Annotated in this window: 20 protein-coding genes; 14 read left to right on the top strand and 6 right to left on the bottom strand. The window is 68.2% G+C overall.

What is annotated here, in order from left to right:
* Positions 1 to 28 precede the first annotated feature (28 nt).
* From J6U32_RS22465 to J6U32_RS22440, 6 genes are all read left to right on the top strand, one after another.
* Positions 29 to 616 (top strand): hypothetical protein, encoded by a 588-nt coding sequence (locus J6U32_RS22465; protein WP_208792200.1) that lies wholly within the window; start codon positions 29 to 31, stop codon positions 614 to 616.
* The gene (locus tag J6U32_RS22460) at positions 613 to 1131 is read left to right on the top strand and encodes a hypothetical protein (RefSeq protein ID WP_208792199.1); all 519 of its coding nucleotides are present in this window, start codon (positions 613 to 615) and stop codon (positions 1129 to 1131) included. Before J6U32_RS22465 ends, J6U32_RS22460 begins: the two co-directional genes overlap by 4 nt.
* The gene (locus tag J6U32_RS22455) at positions 1128 to 1751 is read left to right on the top strand and encodes a hypothetical protein (RefSeq protein WP_208792198.1); all 624 of its coding nucleotides are present in this window, start codon (positions 1128 to 1130) and stop codon (positions 1749 to 1751) included. Before J6U32_RS22460 ends, J6U32_RS22455 begins: the two co-directional genes overlap by 4 nt.
* Complete coding sequence (locus tag J6U32_RS22450; protein ID WP_244332291.1) at positions 1748 to 2374, top strand: hypothetical protein; 627 nt, start codon at positions 1748 to 1750, stop codon at positions 2372 to 2374. The genes J6U32_RS22455 and J6U32_RS22450 overlap by 4 nt, the downstream gene beginning before the upstream one ends.
* Positions 2375 to 2439: 65 nt before the next feature.
* Entirely contained in the window at positions 2440 to 3663 is a 1224-nt protein-coding gene (locus J6U32_RS22445; protein WP_208792197.1) for an NAD(P)/FAD-dependent oxidoreductase, read from the top strand.
* 13 nt (positions 3664 to 3676) lie between these two features.
* Positions 3677 to 4396 (top strand): DNA alkylation repair protein, encoded by a 720-nt coding sequence (locus tag J6U32_RS22440; RefSeq protein WP_208792196.1) that lies wholly within the window; start codon positions 3677 to 3679, stop codon positions 4394 to 4396.
* A gap of 28 nt (positions 4397 to 4424) precedes the next feature.
* Here J6U32_RS22440 and J6U32_RS22435 read toward each other — a convergent pair whose 3' ends face one another.
* The 4 genes from J6U32_RS22435 to mftR form a co-directional block, all read right to left on the bottom strand.
* Positions 4425 to 5780: a ClC family H(+)/Cl(-) exchange transporter gene (locus J6U32_RS22435; RefSeq protein WP_208792195.1), complete on the bottom strand. Its 1356-nt coding sequence runs from the start codon at positions 5778 to 5780 to the stop codon at positions 4425 to 4427.
* 123 nt (positions 5781 to 5903) lie between these two features.
* On the bottom strand, positions 5904 to 6281 hold the full coding sequence (locus J6U32_RS22430) for a DoxX family protein (RefSeq protein ID WP_208792194.1): 378 nt from the start codon (positions 6279 to 6281) through the stop codon (positions 5904 to 5906).
* 1 nt (position 6282) lies between these two features.
* A complete protein-coding gene (locus tag J6U32_RS22425) occupies positions 6283 to 7353 on the bottom strand; it encodes a ferredoxin--NADP reductase (protein WP_208792193.1) in 1071 nt (356 codons plus the stop codon).
* Between the two features lie 489 nt (positions 7354 to 7842).
* Complete coding sequence (gene mftR, locus J6U32_RS22420; protein WP_208792192.1) at positions 7843 to 8439, bottom strand: mycofactocin system transcriptional regulator; 597 nt, start codon at positions 8437 to 8439, stop codon at positions 7843 to 7845.
* A gap of 130 nt (positions 8440 to 8569) precedes the next feature.
* Between mftR and mftA the strand changes: the two genes are divergently transcribed.
* From mftA to mftD, 4 genes are all read left to right on the top strand, one after another.
* Entirely contained in the window at positions 8570 to 8692 is a 123-nt protein-coding gene (mftA, locus tag J6U32_RS22415; protein ID WP_208792191.1) for a mycofactocin precursor MftA, read from the top strand.
* Positions 8692 to 9042: a mycofactocin biosynthesis chaperone MftB gene (mftB, locus tag J6U32_RS22410; RefSeq protein WP_208792190.1), complete on the top strand. Its 351-nt coding sequence runs from the start codon at positions 8692 to 8694 to the stop codon at positions 9040 to 9042. The genes mftA and mftB overlap by 1 nt, the downstream gene beginning before the upstream one ends.
* Before the next feature lie 55 nt (positions 9043 to 9097).
* The gene (mftC, locus tag J6U32_RS22405) at positions 9098 to 10375 is read left to right on the top strand and encodes a mycofactocin radical SAM maturase (RefSeq protein WP_006367873.1); all 1278 of its coding nucleotides are present in this window, start codon (positions 9098 to 9100) and stop codon (positions 10373 to 10375) included.
* 95 nt (positions 10376 to 10470) lie between these two features.
* Positions 10471 to 11673: a pre-mycofactocin synthase MftD gene (gene mftD / locus J6U32_RS22400; protein ID WP_208792189.1), complete on the top strand. Its 1203-nt coding sequence runs from the start codon at positions 10471 to 10473 to the stop codon at positions 11671 to 11673.
* 180 nt (positions 11674 to 11853) lie between these two features.
* On the opposite strand, the gene J6U32_RS22395 is transcribed toward mftD, so the two are convergent.
* Together J6U32_RS22395 and J6U32_RS22390 are read right to left on the bottom strand one after the other, a co-directional pair.
* Entirely contained in the window at positions 11854 to 12669 is an 816-nt protein-coding gene (locus tag J6U32_RS22395; RefSeq protein WP_208792188.1) for a mycofactocin-coupled SDR family oxidoreductase, read from the bottom strand.
* A gap of 230 nt (positions 12670 to 12899) precedes the next feature.
* Complete coding sequence (locus tag J6U32_RS22390) at positions 12900 to 14012, bottom strand: CaiB/BaiF CoA transferase family protein (RefSeq protein WP_208792187.1); 1113 nt, start codon at positions 14010 to 14012, stop codon at positions 12900 to 12902.
* A gap of 192 nt (positions 14013 to 14204) precedes the next feature.
* Between J6U32_RS22390 and mftE the strand changes: the two genes are divergently transcribed.
* From mftE to J6U32_RS22370, 4 genes are all read left to right on the top strand, one after another.
* Complete coding sequence (mftE, locus tag J6U32_RS22385; protein ID WP_208792186.1) at positions 14205 to 14918, top strand: mycofactocin biosynthesis peptidyl-dipeptidase MftE; 714 nt, start codon at positions 14205 to 14207, stop codon at positions 14916 to 14918.
* Entirely contained in the window at positions 14915 to 16357 is a 1443-nt protein-coding gene (gene mftF, locus J6U32_RS22380) for a mycofactocin biosynthesis glycosyltransferase MftF (protein WP_208792185.1), read from the top strand. Before mftE ends, mftF begins: the two co-directional genes overlap by 4 nt.
* A 28-nt stretch (positions 16358 to 16385) precedes the next feature.
* Positions 16386 to 17810: a mycofactocin system GMC family oxidoreductase MftG gene (mftG, locus tag J6U32_RS22375; RefSeq protein ID WP_244332289.1), complete on the top strand. Its 1425-nt coding sequence runs from the start codon at positions 16386 to 16388 to the stop codon at positions 17808 to 17810.
* A 146-nt stretch (positions 17811 to 17956) separates the two neighbouring features.
* Positions 17957 to 18553 carry a DUF5134 domain-containing protein gene (locus J6U32_RS22370; protein ID WP_208792184.1) on the top strand — a complete coding sequence of 199 codons (597 nt, stop codon included), beginning with the start codon at positions 17957 to 17959 and terminating at the stop codon, positions 18551 to 18553.
* The last annotated feature ends 3 nt before the right edge of the window (positions 18554 to 18556 follow it).

Genomic DNA, 18556 nt, shown 5'->3' with positions numbered 1-18556 from the left:
GTGCGGTGCTGGCAAGGAGGCGTTGACGATGCCGTGGCCGACATCGGGATCCGCGTCGATCCGGGAGGAGCGGGTGGCCCGCCGCGAGTTGCGGCGCGCGGTTCGCGATCTCGACGAGGTGCGCCGGGCGAATGGTCGGATCGCCGCGCTGTCGCGGTGGTGGTGGTCGGCCGCCGCGCTGATCCTGGCCGCTGCGCTGCTGGTCGCGGGATTCGGTGTGGCGGCGTGGTTGCGCGCCGCGAATTCCTGGACCGACGCCGATTTCACCGACGTCGCCACCGGCGTCGTCGCGGAGTTGTTGAGCCCTGATCTGACTGCGCCGCAACGGGTTCGGTCGGTACTCGACGATGCGACCGGAGCCTTCTACGACGAATTCGCGCAATCGGCCGACGCCTACACCGCGTTCGTCCGGCGCAGCGGAACCGCGGCGAGTGCCACCATCGACGGCGCCGGAATCGTCACGCGCACCCCCGATTCCGCGGTGGTGCTCGTTGCGGCGACCGTGGGTTACCAGCAGGCCGGGCGGGCCGTGGGTGACCGCGCGTTCCGGTTGCGTCTGGCCGTCACCGACGATTCGGGACGGCTCAAGGTCGCGGCGGTGCAATACCTTCCATGAGAATCTCGCTGCGCACCACCTCCGGCCGTGACCGCATCGTCGCGCCCGGCGCTGCGCTGGTCGCCGCGGTGGTTGTGGTCGTGGTGATCGCCGCACTGGTGACCGCGGTGATCACCACCGCGACGTCGTTGTCCGATCAGCGACGGACCGCGGACAATCGCGACTCGCTGCGTGCTCATGCCGGTGCGATCGTCGCGCAGGTGTTCTCCGTCGACAACGCGACCTGGCAGGCCGATCGGGCGCGGGCCCGCACCCTGGTGGCCGGGGACTTCGCCGGATCGTTCGCCACGCAACTGCATCGCGCCCCGCCCGCGGGTACGGCGTCGGTCCGGTGGCATCCCGACTCGGTCGCGATCATCGACACCGGTCGCGAGGGCGGTGACGCCCTGATCCGCGCGACCGTGCTGACCCGCAGCGGAACGGGACAGCAGAGTACCGAAAAGCTCACGCTCCGCACGGGGTTCGTGCTCCGCGACGGACGATGGTTGTTACGTGATGCGGAGGTGGTGTCATGACCCCGCCGACCGACGCCACCGCGCGGGAACGGCTCGCGCAGGAGCGGGTGACGCACGCCCTGCGCGCCGCTCGCCTCGCCCGGATCGCCGCCGCCGACGATCTGCGGGCCCGCGCGGTGGCACGCTCGCGATGGGTGCGTCGCGGGCTCGCGGTGGCCGCGCTCGTGGCGGTGGTGCTGATCATCGTGGCGAGCACGCTCGCGGTTCTCGATCACCGGGCGACCGGCCGCGCCGACCTCGACGACGAGGTCCTCGGGGCGGCCCGATCGGCCACCACGAGCATGCTGACGTCGGACCCGGCGCACGCCGAGGCCTACGTCGAGCGGGTCCTCGCCCTGAGTACCGGGACACTGAAGAAACGTCTTGAGCAGGCCGGCGCGGCCCTGTCGGCCGCCGTCGCCGCCCAGACCGCACCCAGTGCCGGACGGGTGCTCTCGGCCGGGCTCGTCACCGATCCCGGGTCCGACGACCCGGGTTCCCGCGCCCAGGTACTGGTGGTCGTGCAGGCATCCAATCCCGTTCTGCTCGGCGGGGATCCGCAGGCCGACCGCCTCACCCTCACCGTCGGGATGACCCGCACCGACGCCGGCTGGCTCGTCGACTCGGCGGTACCCGCATGATCGCGCCGCGTTTCACCCCGAGCCGCTGGCTCACCTGGAACCAGCGCCACCGGGTCCGGCCGCTCGCCGCGCCGCCGCAGATGTCGCGGCGCGCACGCCGGCTGCTGATGGCGATCGCGGCGCTGACCCTGACCGCGCTGGTGGTCGCCGCCCTCGCCTGGACCCAGGCGTATCGGCAGACCCCCCGTCCCACCGACGCCGACCGTGCAGACCTCGAACGGGCCGCGACGAGTGCGGTCACCGCGCTGATGACCTTCGGCGGGCCGCACCCCCCGGCCCCCGATGCGGTACGCGCCCATCTGAGCGACCCGCTGCTCACGCGATACGACGCCGAGCGTGCCGACGTCGTCCTGCCGGATGCGGTTGCCGCGTCGGCGCAGATGACGGTGAATGTGGTCGGCATGGCGGTCGGGGAATCCCACGCCGACGACGCACGTCTGCTCGCTTTTCTCGACCAGACGGTGACGGTGCCCGACGCGGGTGCGCCGGGGGCCGGCACACCAGGAGCCGGGTCGGGCGCGGAGAACGGACATACATCTACCGAAATGTGGTTGGTCATGCGTAAGGTGAACCAAACCTGGCTGCTCGCCGACGTCCGACCGGTGGGAGACGTCACCCGCTGATGCGGGCAGCGACATTCGAACCGCTGATGCGGGCAGCACCGTCAACGAGAGGGCGAGAACCGAGGATGAGTGCAGCAGGTGTCGTGGTGGTCGGTGCGGGACTCGGGGCCATCCGCCTCGCAGAGAACCTGCGTACCAACGGATACGAGGGCCCGATCACACTGATCGGTGCCGAGCCCTACGCACCCTACGATCGGCCACCGCTGTCGAAGACCGTGCTACTCGGCAAGGACGACCGCGTCGAGCTCAAACCGGCCGAGTTCTACACCGAGTCGTCGATCACCCTGCGACTGGGCCAACGGGTCACCGCCGTCGACCCGCAGGCCAAAACCGTCACCGTGCGCGCAGACGACACCGATGGGCCCGATACCGACGCCACCCAGAGCGTCCCCTACGACGTCCTGGTGCTCGCCACCGGACTCGCCCCGCGGGCCTTCCCCGGCGCCGAACACCTTGCGGGCGTGCACACCCTGCGCACCTTCGACGACGCGGTCGCCCTGCGCTCGGAGATCGACGGTGCGCAGACCGCGGTGGTCATCGGTGCCGGCTTCATCGGCTGCGAGGTCGCGGCGAGCCTGACCGAGCGCGGTGTGCGGGTCTCGCTCGTCGAGCCGGCACCGACCCCGCTGGCCCAGGCGCTCGGCGAACCGATCGGAACCCTGGTGGCCCGGCTGCACACCGCCAAGGGAGTCGATGTCCGTGCGGGCGTCGGGGTTTCGGAGATCGTCGGCGGCGACTCGGGCGCGGTGCGGGCGGTGCGTCTGGCCGACGGGACCGAATTGCCCGCCGACATCGTCGTCGTCGGCATCGGCTCGATTCCCGTCACCGACTACCTCGAGGGCTCGGGTATCGGGTTCGTGCCGCGTGAGACCGGTGGTGGGATCGCCTGCGATGGCGGCGGAAAGACCAGCGCCCCAGATGTGTTCGCGATCGGCGACGTCGCCAACTGGGCCGACGGTTCGCCCGCCGCGCGGCGCGTCGAGCACTGGAATCACACCGTCGAACAGGCCGCGGTCGTCGCCCATCAGATCGCCGGCAGTGAGGGCGCGCCGATCACCGCGGCGGTGCCCTACTTCTGGAGCGACCAGTTCGCGGTGAAGATCCAGGCGCTCGGGCATCCGCGCGCCGACGACGAGGTGCACATCGTCAGCGACGACGGCACGAAATTCCTGGCCTACTACAGCCGCGACGGAATCCTCACCGGTGTGGTCGGCGCGGGCAAGGCGGGCCCGGTGATGAAGACCCGGCCCAAGCTGCAGACCCCGACACCGGTCGCCGACCTTCTCTGACCGCGGGGTCGCCGTGGATTCCGTTGCCGCGCAGGTGATCGCCGAGGTCGGCGAACTCGGTGACGCCGAGCGGGCCGCGGGTATCGCACGCTATTTGCAGGCCCGGCCCGGTGGTTACGGTGAGGGCGACGAGTTCGTCGGGGTCGCGGTGCCGCAACTGCGTGTGTTGGCCCGCCGGTGGCGTGGCATCGACCGCAGTGCCGTCGGCGAGCTGCTGAGTTCGCCGATCCACGAGATCCGGTTTCTCGCACTACTTCTTATGGCGCAGGAGTCCGCGCGCGCCGACGACGCCGACGCTCGCGCGTGGGTCGCCGACTATCGCCGGGCCGTCGACGACGGGTATGTGAACAACTGGGATCTCGTCGACACCTCGGCCGCACCGGTTCTCGGACACTGGTGTGTACGGATCGGTGACCACACCGCGCTCGTCGACCTCGCCGCCGACGAGCGGCTCTGGCACCGGCGGGTCGGTATCGTCGGCACCCACGCCCACCTGCGTGAGGGTGACGCCGGCCCCACGCTGGCGGTGGCGCCGCTCGTCATCGACGACCGGCGCGACCTCATCCAGAAGGCGCTGGGCTGGATGCTGCGCGAGATGGGCAAGCGCGTCGAGAGATCAACGCTCACCGATTATCTCGACGCCCATGCGGCGTCGATGGGACGCACCGCGCTGCGGTATGCGATCGAGCATCTCGATCCCGCGATGCGCGCCGGCTATCGCGCGATGCGATGAGTCTCGCGGGCCGTCCGGCACCGATCGCTCAGACGCCCTCGGCCTCGTGGCCCTTCCACTGCCGCAACATGCGTTCGCGCAGATCGTCGTAGATCGGCGGCGAACGCAGCAGTTCGGCGACGATCATCGTCGCGGCCCCCGCGGCGAGCACCGACACCGCAACCGAGGTCGTCGAGGTCATCTCCATCACCAGCACCGCGCCGGTGAACGGGGCACGGACCACGGCGGTGAAGAACGACGACATGCCCACGATCATCAGTGGCAACAACAGCTCGTGCCCGTAGCCCGGCGACACCAGATCGATCAGCCGCGAGGCGACGAGACCGGTCATGGCGCCGAGCGCCAGCATAGGGGCGAAGATGCCGCCGGGCGTGCCCGCCGAATACGACACCGGGCCGGCGACGAAGCGGATCGCCAGCAGCATCACGATCGCCCAGAAGGCCAGATGCTGACCGGACAGGATGTTCTGCGTCAGGTCGTCACCGCCGCCGCCGAGGTCGGGGTCGATGGTCAGCACCGCCCCGATGACCGCTCCGATGATCGCGGCCTTCACCGGGCCGGGCACCCGGGGGATGGCCGCGAAGCCGCTCAGACAGGCACGGATCAGCCAGTTGTAGACGACGCCGAGCAGCCCGACCACGACGCCGAAGACGACGAACACCGGAAGTGAGGACAACGCAACGGAATTGATCTGCGGGACGACGAAGTCGGGATGGTTGCCGACGATCAGTCGGCTGCACACGGTGCCTGCGGCGACCGCGGCCATCGTCCAGAGGACGTAGCGCACCTTGACGGTCTTGGCGATCTCCTCGATGCAGAACAGGGTGCCGCTGATCGGTGCGTTGAATGCGACGGCGAGACCGGCACCGGACAAGGTGGTCTGCAGTACCCGGATCTCGCGCATGGTGGCGCGGCACACGCGGCCGGTGAGCGCGCCGATCGCGGCGCCCATGTGCACCGTCGGACCCTCTCGGCCGAGGACCATCCCGCCGACGCCGATGGCCAGCAGGCCGCCGACGAAGCGGGCCGGGATGACCGCGGGTGGCGGTGGTGCGGCCTCGCCGCGTTCGACGGCCTCCACATGCTGGATGCCGCTGCCGGCCGCGCGCGGTTCCCATCGGGTGATCAGTGCCGCGATGAGCGCCGCGGTCGCCGAGATCACCACGGGTATCAGCCAGGCGGCGGGGCCGTGGTGGTGGGTCCAGTCGATCAGATCGGCGCGCAGGTGATCGGCGCGGATCAGCAGCCACCGGAATGCCCCGCCGACCAGACCGGTGATCGCACCGGCGATCGTGGCGACGATGGTCAGCCAGACGAGAACCCGTGCACCGGTGTCCTCTTCGGGCGCTTCTGGTGTGAGATCAGGGGAGTCCGGCGCCGTCACGCGTCGTCACCGGGCCGTTGGTGATCACCGGGCTGGGGATTTCGGGTCGCGGACACCAATCCACGGTAGAACCCCGACGGGCCCTCGGTGACGGCCAGGGTTGCCCGACGGCGTTCTCGATCGTCAGGACGCCCGGAACACCTTGATCGCCGCGGCGATCATCGGGAACTGCAGCGGCAGCCGTCCGACGGCGATCGCCTTGTAGATCGCCGGCTTGTGCCACCACAGCCGGACCATGTTGATGTTGGCCGGGTACACCGCGACGAACAGGGCCGCGGCTGCGGCGGCGGACGGCTTGCGGGTGGCCGGGACGAGAAGTCCCACGCCGAGCGCGACCTCGGCGACACCGGAGGCATAGGTCAGCATGCGCGGGTCGGCGGGGATCTCCTCCGGGATGATCTCGTCGAACGGCTTCGGCGCCACGAAGTGCAGGGTGCCGATGGTCAGCAGCATTCCCGCCAGGGCGCGGGCGAGCTGGATGGGGGACAGGCGTGAGAGCACGTCAGAACTCGATTCGCAGTCGGTCGGAAGTCGGATGGGCCTGACACCCGAGGATATAGCCGTCGGCGATGTCCTCGGGATCGAGCGCACCCGCGTTGTCCATCTCGACGGTTCCGTCGGTGAGAGTGCATGCGCACGAACCGCATTCACCCTCCTGGCACGAGTACGGCGCATCGAGTCCGGCCTCGAGCATGATGTCGATCAGGGTGCGTTTGCGGGGCCAGGTCAGCTCGTGGGTCTCGCCGTCGAGTTCGACCTCCACCGTGGCGGCGTCGGCCTGCTCCTCGGCGCTCACCTCGTCGAGGACCACGTCGGCGAAGGGATCACCCGAGAGCGAGTTGTAGACCTCGGCGTGCACGTCGTGATGGGCGAAGCCCGCGGTGTGCAGCGCCTGGTGCACGGCGTCCATGAAGGGGCCGGGGCCGCACATGTAGGCGGCGTGGCCGCGGAAGGCACCGAAGATCGTCGCCAGGGACTGCGCACGGGGCAGGCCTTGCAGCGTCTCGAGCCAGTGGATGAGGACCAGCCGGTCGGCGTGCGCGGTCTGTAGCTCGCGCAGTTCGTCGGCGAAGATGACGTCGTCGGCGCTGCGGTTGGCGTAGAAGAACACGATGGTGCCGCTCCCGGAGGCCAGGGCGGTCTTGAGGATCGACATCACCGGGGTCACCCCGCTGCCCGCAGCGATCAACAGGAGCGGTTCGTCGACCGACCGCGGGGTGAACACCCCCGACGGTGGCAGTACCTCGATCTGTGAGCCCGCGGAGAGGTTGTCGCACACCCAGTTCGACCCGTAGCCGTCGACGGTGCGCTTGACCGTCACCTTGGGCAGTTCGTCTCGGGCGGGGGAGGAGGCCAGTGAGTAGCAGCGGGCCACCGACCCGGTCTGCTCACTCGGGATGCGCAGGGTGAGGAACTGGCCCGACTTGTACTGGGTGAACGCGTCTTTGGCCGTATCGGGGAGTTCGAAGACGATCGACCGTGCATCGTGGGTCTCGTCGATGACCTCGGCCACGGTGAGGATCACGCTGCGCGAGCCGTGCGGCGTCAGTTCGGTCGTGTCCGATCCGGTCATGGCTCAGGTCTCCTGGCGTCGTCGAAGGTGCAAGTCGAAGGTGCGAAAACTAGAACACGTTCTACTTTGAGCCTAGCCTAGATGTCGGGCTGTCGACACCGGCAAGGCGATCGGTTCCAGGGTAGAGGGCGGTCCGTGGCGGCGGTGTCGCCGGTATTTCCTCGACAGCGCCCCGTCTCTCGCCGACAGCGCTCAGGACTTCGTCGACGGCGCCCTTGATTACGTCGATGGCGCTCTCGGTCACGTCGACAGTGCCCCGTCTCTCGCCGACAGCGCTCAGGACTTCGTCGACGGCGCTCTATTTCTCCCCGACAGCGCTCTCGGTCACGTCGACAGCGCCCGGTATCTCGTCGACAGCGCTCGGTATCTCATCGACAACGATCGAGTCGCGGGGCTGGCTCGGCGAACCCGTCGATCGCGAGCCTCGGCATCGAGGACCACACGTGTGCCGCCGAGTCGGTGACGGGGTCTACCGCGTGCGATGAGCACTTACAACCCCTCCAGCCCCGCGGCCAGCGTTGCGCACCCCGCTCGGATGAGTGCGTCGAGATCGGCGTCGGGATGGGCGAGCCATTGTTCGTAGGCGGCCAGGGCGGTGCCCAGGCACAGCCAGCCGATCGTCTGCGGGAGGTGATCGCCTTCGTCCAGGCCGAGCCGGTGGGCGCAGAACTCGGCGATGACGTGGCGCCAGTCGGCGTACATCAACATCGAATGTGCTTGCAGGCTCGGCACTCCCAGGAGTAGCTGCATGCGCCGGCGGTGGCCGTCGAGGAATTCTGCGGGCACCTCGTTGAAGGCGATCAGAGCCCGGGTGACGGCCTCGGCGATGGGGAGGTCGTCGGGGATCTCGGCGAGCAGCGCACGCAGGTCGTCGAGGTGGGCGTCGAACTCGCCCCACGGGATCGCGTTCTTCGACGGGAAGTACCGGAACAGCGTGCGACGCGCGATGCCGACGGCCTCGGCGATGTCGTCGACGCTGGTTTCCTCGAAGCCGACGGTGGTGAACAGGTCGATGGCGGTCGCGCTGATCTGCGCGCGGCTGGTGCGCGGACGCCGGCCCGGCGCCGTCGCGTTCTCGGTCGTCATCAGACCTCTCTCACCAGGTCGGGACCTGTCCGTTTGGTCAATTTTCGGCTAGGGGGTGCAATTCTGCACCCGGTGCCATTATAGTGGTCGGTGATCCACATCACTACCCGAATATTAGGAGGTTTGGATCATGGCCGATCACACAGCCAAGGCAACTCAGGACGTGGCGGTTCCCGCCGACGTCGAGACCGAGCTCGTGGGTGAGTCCCTCGTCGAAGAGGTCTCGATCGACGGGATGTGCGGGGTTTACTGATGTCCACCCCGACATCTGCTCCGGTTGCCGGCGACCGCGACTCCGCGGTCGCCGGTGACCGGCGCGACGCCCCCGCCACCCTGTCCACCTTCGATCTCGACGCCGCCTGGGAGCTCAACCCCAAGGTCGCACTACGCCCGGAACCCTTCGGGGCGTTGCTGTATCACTTCGGTACCCGCAAACTCTCATTCCTCAAGAACCTGACCGTCGTCGGGATCGTGCGCTCCCTCGCCGAGCATGACGACGCCGAGTCCGCCCTGGCTGCCGCCGGGATCGGAGCCGCCGAGCGCGCGCTGTACCTGCAGGCGCTGACCGCCCTGGCCGACTCCGGGATGATCGTCCGCCGCTGACCGGCGTTCTCGTCCACCGTCCACCACCGCTCCTCGAGCCCAAGGAGACCCGAAGATGACCACACTCGAGTTGCCGCCCACCGCAACCGAACTCGCCGCCATGCCGACGCTGCAGCCCAGCGCGCCCCCCAAGGTCGGGCGTCTGGTCGATCAGTTCGAGAAAGGGCTCGACGCCCCGATCTGCCTGACGTGGGAGCTGACCTACGCCTGCAACCTGGCATGTGTGCACTGCCTGTCGTCCTCGGGTAAGCGCGACCCGCGTGAGCTGTCGACCGAACAGTGCAAGGCGATCATCGACGAACTGCAGCGCATGCAGGTCTTCTACGTCAACATCGGTGGCGGGGAGCCGACGGTGCGCCCGGACTTCTGGGAACTCGTCGACTACGCCACCAGCCATCAGGTGGGAGTCAAGTTCTCCACCAACGGTTTACGGATCGACAAGAAGGTCGCTGCGCGGCTGGCCGCGTCGGACTACGTCGACGTGCAGATCTCGCTGGACGGTGCGACCGCGGAGGTCAACGACGCCGTGCGCGGCCCCGGCTCGTTCGACATGGCCGTGCGCGCGCTGGAAAACCTCCACGAGGCGGGATTCGCCGACGCGAAGATCTCGGTGGTGATGACACGGCAGAACGTCGCGCAGCTCGACGAGTTCAAGGCTCTCGCCGACCGCTACAACGCCACTCTGCGCATCACCCGGCTGCGCCCGTCGGGCCGCGGCGCCGACGTCTGGGACGACCTGCACCCGCTGCCCGAACAGCAGCGCGAACTCTACGACTGGCTCGTCGCCCACGGCGAGAACGTCCTCACCGGCGACTCGTTCTTCCACCTGTCGGCATTCGGCGGGACCGGCGGGTCTGGCCTGCCCGGGCTGAATCTGTGCGGCGCGGGTCGCGTGGTGTGCCTCATCGATCCGGTCGGCGACGTCTATGCCTGCCCGTTCGCGATCCACGAGAACTTCCTCGCCGGCAACATCACCACCGACGGTGGCTTCCAACAGATCTGGCAGAAATCGGACCTCTTCACCGAGCTTCGTGAGCCGCAGAACGCCGGAGCCTGCACGCGCTGTGCCCATTTCGACGCCTGCCGCGGCGGCTGCATGGCGGCCAAGTTCTTCACCGGACTGCCGCTGGCCGGACCCGACCCGGAGTGCGTGCAGGGATACGGCGAGGAGCTGCTGGCCGGTGAGCGCGCCAAACCGACTGCGAACAAAGATCATTCCCGCGGTACCCCGTTGACACTGATGACCCGGCAACCCGACGGGGAGATCACCCCGATCGGTGGGCCGCCGTCGAAGAACTGCGATGAGAACCCGTTGGCGGGATTCGCCCTGTAGTACCCCCGCGTGGCGGATCGTCGAGCACTCGGGCCGGCCGCCCGGGTGGTTCGATGCTGCGACGAACAAGTAAAGAAAATAGGTAGGAACACACAATGGTCACCAATCCCTGGGCCCGCAATCCCTGGTTCGAAACCGTTCACGAAGCGCAGCGTCGCGCCAAGAAGCGACTGCCGAAATCGGTGTACTCCTCGCTGATCGCCGGCACCCAGGCCGGCGTGACGGTGCGCGACAACGTCGACGCGTACTCCGAGATCGGGTTTGCCCCGCATGTGATCGGCGCGCAGCCCGATCGTGAACTCTCCACCACCGTGATGGGCCAGGACCTGTCGTTCCCGGTGATGATCAGCCCCACCGGCGTACAGGCCGTCGACCCCGACGGCGAGGTCGCGGTGGCGCGCGCCGCGGCAGCGCGCGGCACCGCAATGGGCTTGTCCAGCTTCGCTTCTCATCCGGTCGAAGAGGTCACCGCGGTCAACGACAAGATCTTCTTCCAGATCTACTGGCTCGGCAGTCGCGACGAAATCCTGGCGCGTGCCATGCGCGCCAAGGAAGCCGGCGCGAAAGGTCTGATCGTCACGACCGACTGGGTGTTCAACATCGGTCGCGACTGGGGAAGCCCGGAGATCCCGGAGAAGGTAGACTTCAAGGCTCTGCTGCGTCTGGCGCCGGAGATCGCGGTCAAGCCGCGCTATGCGATGGACTGGATTCACGACGGCAAGATCATCATTCCCGACCTGACCGCGCCCAACGTCTCCAAGGGTAAGGGGCAGCCCGGCCCGACATTCTTCGGTGCCTACGGCGAGTGGATGAGCACGGCTCCGCCCACCTGGGACGACCTTCAATGGCTGCGCGAGCAGTGGGGCGGACCGTTCATGGTCAAAGGCGTCACCCGTCTCGACGACGCCAAGCGGGCCGTCGACATCGGGGCGACCGCGCTGTCGGTGTCCAACCACGGTGGCAACAACCTCGACGGCACCCCCGCCACCATCCGCCTGCTGCCGGGCATCGCCGAGGCGGTCGGCGACCAGATCGAGGTCCTGCTCGACGGCGGCATCCGCCGCGGCAGCGACGTCGCCAAGGCACTCGCGCTCGGGGCGCGCGCGGTCATGATCGGTCGCGCCTACCTGTGGGGTCTGGCGGCCAACGGTCAGGCGGGCGTCGAGAACGTCCTCGACCTGCTCCGCATGGGCCTCGACGGCGTGGTGATGGGACTGGGCCACAAGAGTATTCACGAACTCTCGCGCGATGACCTGATCATCCCCGAGGACTTCGATCGGTCCTTCGGCAGCATCTGAGCGAATCCGCGCCGGAAGAACGCCGCAGAAACAGGCTACGAAAGACAGAGCGCCGTCGGTTCCCGCCGACGGCGCTCTGTTTTTCGCCGACAGCGCCCGGTATCTCGCCGACGGAGCTCTCGATTCCGTCGACAGCGCTCTGTTTTTCGCCGACGGCGCCCTCGGTTTCGCCGACGGCGCTCAGACCTTGGAGTTTCCCATGTCGATCTGGAATTGCGAGCCGGTGACCGCGCGCGCTTGCGGTGAGGTGAGGTAGAGCACGGCGTCGGAGATGTCGTCGAGCGAGGCAACCGGGAAGTGATCCATCATCGAGATGAAATACCTTGTGTACTCGCCCATCTCGAAGATCTTCATGGCTGAGGTGTCGGCGATGCCCATCGGCGTGTTGACGGCGTAGGGGTGGATCGAGTTGACGCGGATGCGGCGCGGGGCGAGTTCTTTGGCGGTTGTCTGTGCCAGTCCGGTGAGCGCGTATTTCGACGCCGAGTAGGCCGCCTGGACGGGCATCGCCTTGAGCCCGGCGACCGACGAGATGACGACGATCGAGCGGTTCTCGGCGTCGGTCTCCAGGAGCGTGGGAATGGTGGCGCGCAACGTCTTCCAGGTGCCCACCACATTGACGTCCATGACGTCGGTGAATTCGTGTTCGGAGAGCTCCCAGGTGAGCCCCCACGAGAGGATGCCGGCGTTGGCGATCACATGATCGAGGCGGCCGAATTGCCGCACGCCGTCGGCGACGAGCTCCTCCTGGAACGCCAGATCTCGCGTATCCCCCTGACGTGCAAGGATTTTGCCGCCGGCTTCCTCGACGAGGCGAATCGTCTCGGCAAGATCGTCCGGAGTCGACGCCGGGTAGGTGATGTGGTCGGCGACCTCGCCGGCGATGTCGAGTCCGATGATCGACGCACCCTCACGGGCGAAGCGGAGCGCGTGATTACGTCCCTGGCCACGGGCGATGCCGGTGATGTAGACGACCTTGCCGTCGAACTGTCCCATGAGGAAAAACTGTAACACGTTCTATTTCGGTGGGGTGGGCTACCGAGGGAAAGCGCTGTCGGCGCTGAGACGGGCGCCGTCGGCGAGTTGGAGAGCGCTGTCGGCGTTGGCACGAGCGCTGTCGGCACAACAGAAGGCGCTGTCGGCGAGGTGGAGGGCGCTGTCGCGACAAGACGGGGCGCCGACGACATCGTCGGCGCCCCGCGTCGGACGGAGGAGGTGCGATCCGGTCAGTCGGTCCAGATGGTCGACGGATCGGTGGCCTGGCGGGCCGGTCCGCTCGGCGTCTCCGGCGAGGTGCGCGAGAACCGCGGTGCCACTTGTGCCTGCATGACGCCGTCGATCTCGAGGAGGTTGGCGCGGGCCGACATGTGCGGGTCGGTGGGGGCCTCGGCGAAGGTCAGCACCGGTGAGGTGCAGGCGTCGGTGCCGTCGAAGACCTTGGCCCACTCGTCGCGGGTGCGCGAGGCGAAGGTCTCGGTGAAGACCTTCTTGAGCTCCGGCCATTTCGCGATGTCGTTCTGGTCCGGCAGATCGGCGTCGGCGAGTCCGAGGCCCTCGAGGAGTGCGGCGTAGAACTGCGGCTCGATCGCGCCGACGGCCATGTACTTGCCGTCGGAGGTCTCGTACACCTCGTAGTACGGGGCGCCGGTGTCGAGCATGTTCACCCCGCGCTCGTCCGACCACAGCCCGGTGCCGCGGAAGGCCCACATCATCTGTCCCAGAACGGAAGCGCCGTCGACCATCGCTGCGTCGATCACCTGGCCGCGACCGGAGAACTGTCGCTCGAAGAGTGCCGAGAGCACGCCCATGACGAGGAACATCGAGCCGCCGCCGAAGTCGCCGGCGAGGTTGAGCGGGGGCACCGGACGCTCACCGTGACGGCCGATCGCGTGCAGCAGGCCGGTCAGCGAGATGTAGTTGATGTCGTGGCCGGCGAGCTCGGCGCGCGGCCCTTCCTGGCCCCAGCCGGTCATTCGGCCGTAGACCAGGCCGGGGTTGACCTCGGCGAGATCATCGGGCCCGAAGCCGAGTCGTTCCATCACGCCGGGCCGGAATCCCTCGAGAATCACGTCGGCCTTGGCGACCAACCCGAGGATGGTGTCGCGGTCGGCCGGGTCCTTGAGGTTGGCCTCGACGACGCGACGCCCGCGCAGCAGCGCGTCGGCATTGCGGCCCTCGGCCGGCAGTGTGCCGGGACGCTGCACCCGGATGACGTCGGCGCCGAGGTCGGCGAGCATCATCGCTGCGTGTGGTCCCGGACCGATGCCCGCGAACTCGATCACGCGCAATCGATTCAGCGGTCCGCTCTTACCGCTGGTGGGTGTCGAATCTGCTGTCATGGATGTCCTCCCTCGAATGTTGTCGGCATTGTTGTGCCGACTGGTGCCGACCGTGTTCTGCGACACATACTGCGATCCAGGATTCCACAACCGATCGAGCGCTCGTCCAAGCGGGTCCGAACAGGGGATCTTGGTCGTGTAATTGGTGACGACCGGTTACCCCGAGGCGCCGCGCACATTAGACTTGGCCGAATGGTGCGAACGGCGAGGCTGGGGCAATACGCATGGCCGCAGGTGACGCCCGCCGAACTGACGCTTCTCGTTCCGATCGGTTCCGTCGAACAGCACGGGCCGCATCTCCCGCTCGACACCGACACCCGCATCGCCGTCGCGGTGGCCACCGCCGCCCGTTCGGAATTGCCCGCCGACGCCCCGGTCGCGGTCGCACCGGAGATCGCCTACGGAGCCAGCGGTGAGCACGAGGGTTTCGCCGGGACGATCTCGCTGGGACAGCAGGCGCTGACCGACCTCCTCGTCGAATTCGGTCGCAGCGCGTGTCGCTGGGCGCGGCGGATCGTCTTCGTCAACGGTCACGGTGGCAACGTGCCCACGCTGGCCGCTGCGGTCACCAGATTGCGCTATGAGGCGCGCGAGGTGGCCTGGTATCCGTGCATGTTCGCCAACGCCGACGCTCACGCCGGTCATACCGAAACCTCGGTGCTGCTTCATCTTTCGCCAGAGTTGGTGCTGACCGACCGGATCGAGGCGGGTAACCGTGAGCCGATCGGCGCGCTGATGGCACCGATGCGTGCCGGCGGTGTCGCCGCGGTCAGCGAGAACGGGGTACTGGGCGACCCGCGAACGGCGACCGCCGAGCACGGTGCGCAACTCCTCTCGTGTGTCGTCGACGACCTGACGCGGGCGCTCGGCGAGTGGACCGTCGACGACGGGGGGAGACTGCGGTGACGACGACCGAATGGGTCGCGCAGAAGACGCCCGCCCCGAGTGACTCCGGATTGCCGGACGGTTTCCAGATCCAGATCGATCTGCGGTGCGCACGTCGCGGCGACCTGCGCTATCTCGTCGGTGGGTCGCCGACGCGCATGCTCCGGCTCAGCGACACCGCGCTCGGTCTCACCTCCGCAGACGGCCGCATCGAGGTGTGCAACACCGCCACGCGCACGCTCTCGCGGACGCTGCTCGAGACGGGCATCGCTCATCCGCGGCCCATGTCGGGGCCCAAGCCCGACGACGTCACCGTGGTGATCCCGGTGCGCGACAACCAATCCGGCGTCGACCGGCTCCTCGACGCGGTGGCCGGTACCCGGGTCATCGTGGTCGATGACGGCTCGGCGGTGCCCCTCGTCGCGCAGGGGCCGCTGGTGCAGGTCATCCGATTCGAGTCCAATCGCGGCCCGGCCGCAGCCCGCAACGCCGGGGCTGCGGCTGCGACAACCGACTTCGTGGCCTTCCTCGACTCCGACGTCGTTCCCGAGCCGGACTGGCTGGTGATGCTGCTGGCGCACTTCTCCGATCCGCTGGTTGCGCTGGCCGCTCCCCGGATCGTCGGCTTGTCGGCCCGACGCGGTGAACGCCAGTCGATGGCCGAGCGCTACGAGAACGGTCACTCCTCACTCGACATGGGGCCCACCGAGGCTGCCGTGGTTCCCGGTACGCCCGTACCATATGTGCCCAGTGCGGCAATGATCGTGCGGCGCAGTGCTTTTTGCGGATTCGACGAGAATCTCCGGGTGGCCGAGGACGTCGACCTGTGCTGGCGACTGCACGAGGCGGGCTGGCGGATGCGCTACGACCCGGTGGCCCGGGTGGCCCACGACCACCGCACCAATCTCCGGCAGGTGTTGTCCCGTCGCCGGTACTACGGCACCGGGGCGGCGTTCCTGGCTCAGCGGCACGGCACGCTCGCCGCACCGATGGTGATGACGGCGTCGATGGCGCTGGCGGTCGCGGCGCTGTTGTCGCGGACGAAGTTCGGACTCGTTCTCGCTTTTCTCGTGCTGGCCCGCGTGGCCCATCGATTGCGGACGCGACTCGGTGACCTGCCGGACGCGCCGGTGGCCGCCGCGCAGATGACTGGCCGCGCGGCCGGATACGGACTACTGCAGGCGGCCGGTGCGATCTGTCGACATTATTGGCCGGTTGCAGTCCTGTTGGCGTTGATCTCCAAGCGATTTCGGATACTCGTCATCGAGGTCGCCATCGCCGAGGGTCTCATCGAATGGGTGCGCGCTGTCCTCGCCGACACCACGCAAGGGCCCGCGATCGGCCCCGTCGCCTATCTGATCTGTCGCCGTCTCGACGATCTCGCCTACGGTGTGGGGCTGTGGGAAGGCGTTGTGCGTCAACGTGATCTCGGCGCGCTTCGACCTGTCGTCACGCGCTGACCGCCGAACCAAGGTGATAGAGACGCCGGTGGACGAGACGTCGGTGGCGGGTGAGCTTCCCCGACGCGCAGACGTCGTCATCGTCGGCGCCGGCAGCGCCGGGTCGGTACTGGCCGACACATTGAGCCGCGACGGCACCCGATCGGTACTCCTGCTCGAGCAGGGGAGCGGCTGGCCCGATGCCACGGTTCGCGATCTCCGGACACTGCCGATCAGCGCGTCGTCGGGCTTCGTGACCGTCCACGACGCGCCGCCCGGCCAGACCGTGGTCCGCGGGCGCGGGCTGGGCGGGTCCTCGGCGATCAACGGTGGATATTTCTTGCGCTGGCATCGCGATGATTTCGCGGGGTGGCCCACCGGCTGGGGCGTCGACGACGTCGAAAGGGCCTACCGCGAACTCGACGAGACCGACGGCCCGATGTCGGTGCATCCGTTCGGCGAGGACGATCTTGGGCCGGCCGCCCGCGCCTTCGAGCGATTCTGGTCGACGCGGGTACCGGTCCGCGATGTCACCGACCGGTGGCCGATCATCGGTCTCAACCGAGTGCTGGGCAACAACGAACTGCAGGGCGACAACGCAGTGCTGGGCAACAATGCAGTGCTGGGCACCAACGCCCACCGACTGCGCACGACCTCCGCGGAGGCATTTCTCCGCCCGGCTCTCGCACGTCCGAATCTCGTTGTGAGAACCGGTATTCGGGTACAGGAGATCCTGATGGCGGGACGCCGGGCGACGGGCCTGCGGGTCACGGGGTCGGGGGGCACGGGGTCGGGGGGCACCGACGCCGACATCGCCTGCGCCGAGGTGATCCTGTGCGCCGGAACGCTCGGTACCGCAGGCATCCTGCTGCGCTCGATCCCGGAAGTGATCGGGCCCTCCGGCGTACTCGTCGCCGGCGAACACCGTGAGGTGCTCGTCGGATACCGCAGGCGTTCGCCCGACGATCTGCGGCCACTCCTGCCGACCGTGGTGCACACCGGCGACGGTATCGAGATCCGCTGCTACTCCGACAATTTCGAGCGGTATGTGACCGGATCGGCCGGCGGCTCGCAGGCCATGGGGGTCTGCGGGATGCTCCAGGCGGGCCCCGCGCGGCTCACGTCGGCGTCGGAAGGTTCAGTACGCATACGGTTCGACGACCTCGACGAGTCGGCGACCGCCCCGTTGTGGGCCACGGCGTCGGACGTGGTGGACATGTTGGCGTCCGCCGAGTTCGACGACGTGGTGGAGCCCGATTCGATCTCGGTCGATCCGGTGATCCGCAGTTCGCAGCACGCCTTCGGCAGCCTGCCAATGGGCGTCCGCACCGACTGGCTGGGCGGGGTGGTCGGCGTGCGGGGACTACGGGTGGTGGACGGCTCGATCCTGCCGAGCCCGGGCCGCAGCGGACCGCACGCCACGATCATGATGATGGCGCGGCGGATCGGTGCGGCGCTCGCGGCGGAGCACTGACCGCACCGACCACGCCCTGCGCACCCGAACACATTTCGGGAAAGAAGTTCATCGATCCCGGGAACCTTTGTGCACCGGCATCCGACCACTCTTGCGGCTCGACTACATCTGACTGACGAGAGGCGGGTGGCGAACTGGCCGCAACCGTGGCGATCACCGGCGTGTTCACGCTGTGCGCGGTGATCTACCTCATGCGTGCCTGGCACTCGCCGACCCCACTGACCCGATTTGCCGGAATTCTGCACGTCCTGATGGCCGTCGCGATGATCGCCATGGTCTGGCCGTGGGGCGCGCAGGTGGCACCGATCGTGTCGGTTCTCGTGTTCAGCGGTGGCGCCCTGTTCTTTGCTCATCGCGTGGTCGTCGACGCCGATGCGACGCGGCGTCACCTGCTGGTGGGGTCCTACGACGCGGCCATGATGGCGTCGATGGTGGTGATGTCGGTGCTGATGTCGGTGCCGGCGACGGTGAATTCCGCTTCGGCGGAGGCGAACTCGGCCCAGGGTTCGATGCCTGGCATGGGTTCGATGCCCGGTATGGGCTCGATGAGCGCTATGGGCGTGCCGGGTACCGCGGGCTGGGCGCAGCCGACCGGCGTCGCGGTGCTCGCCGCGCTTTGTGCGGCAGCCTATTTCGCCGCCGCACTGTGGTGGTTCTACGCGCTGATCCGTGGACCCGCGCGCCCGTGGGGTGAGGTGCTGATGGCAACCGGGATGGGCGTGGCATTCGCCGTCCTGAGGTGAGAC

This window comes from Gordonia polyisoprenivorans, from assembly GCF_017654315.1.
Taxonomy (GTDB): Bacteria; Actinomycetota; Actinomycetes; order Mycobacteriales; family Mycobacteriaceae; genus Gordonia; species Gordonia polyisoprenivorans_A.
This window is presented reverse-complemented; position numbering and strand designations above follow the sequence as displayed.

What these genes read in the sequence shown, in the direction of transcription:
- J6U32_RS22465 (WP_208792200.1), top strand. Translation starts at nt 29, where the DNA reads ATGCCGTGGCCGACATCGGGATCCGCGTCGATCCGGGAGGAGCGGGTG.
- J6U32_RS22460 (WP_208792199.1), top strand. Translation starts at nt 613, where the DNA reads ATGAGAATCTCGCTGCGCACCACCTCCGGCCGTGACCGCATCGTCGCG.
- J6U32_RS22455 (WP_208792198.1), top strand. Translation starts at nt 1,128, where the DNA reads ATGACCCCGCCGACCGACGCCACCGCGCGGGAACGGCTCGCGCAGGAG.
- J6U32_RS22450 (WP_244332291.1), top strand. Translation starts at nt 1,748, where the DNA reads ATGATCGCGCCGCGTTTCACCCCGAGCCGCTGGCTCACCTGGAACCAG.
- J6U32_RS22445 (WP_208792197.1), top strand. Translation starts at nt 2,440, where the DNA reads ATGAGTGCAGCAGGTGTCGTGGTGGTCGGTGCGGGACTCGGGGCCATC.
- J6U32_RS22425 (WP_208792193.1), bottom strand. Translation starts at nt 7,353, where the DNA reads ATGACCGGATCGGACACGACCGAACTGACGCCGCACGGCTCGCGCAGC.
- mftR (WP_208792192.1), bottom strand. Translation starts at nt 8,439, where the DNA reads ATGACGACCGAGAACGCGACGGCGCCGGGCCGGCGTCCGCGCACCAGC.
- mftA (WP_208792191.1), top strand. Translation starts at nt 8,570, where the DNA reads ATGGCCGATCACACAGCCAAGGCAACTCAGGACGTGGCGGTTCCCGCC.
- mftB (WP_208792190.1), top strand. Translation starts at nt 8,692, where the DNA reads ATGTCCACCCCGACATCTGCTCCGGTTGCCGGCGACCGCGACTCCGCG.
- mftC (WP_006367873.1), top strand. Translation starts at nt 9,098, where the DNA reads ATGACCACACTCGAGTTGCCGCCCACCGCAACCGAACTCGCCGCCATG.
- mftD (WP_208792189.1), top strand. Translation starts at nt 10,471, where the DNA reads ATGGTCACCAATCCCTGGGCCCGCAATCCCTGGTTCGAAACCGTTCAC.
- J6U32_RS22395 (WP_208792188.1), bottom strand. Translation starts at nt 12,669, where the DNA reads ATGGGACAGTTCGACGGCAAGGTCGTCTACATCACCGGCATCGCCCGT.
- J6U32_RS22390 (WP_208792187.1), bottom strand. Translation starts at nt 14,012, where the DNA reads ATGACAGCAGATTCGACACCCACCAGCGGTAAGAGCGGACCGCTGAAT.
- mftE (WP_208792186.1), top strand. Translation starts at nt 14,205, where the DNA reads ATGGTGCGAACGGCGAGGCTGGGGCAATACGCATGGCCGCAGGTGACG.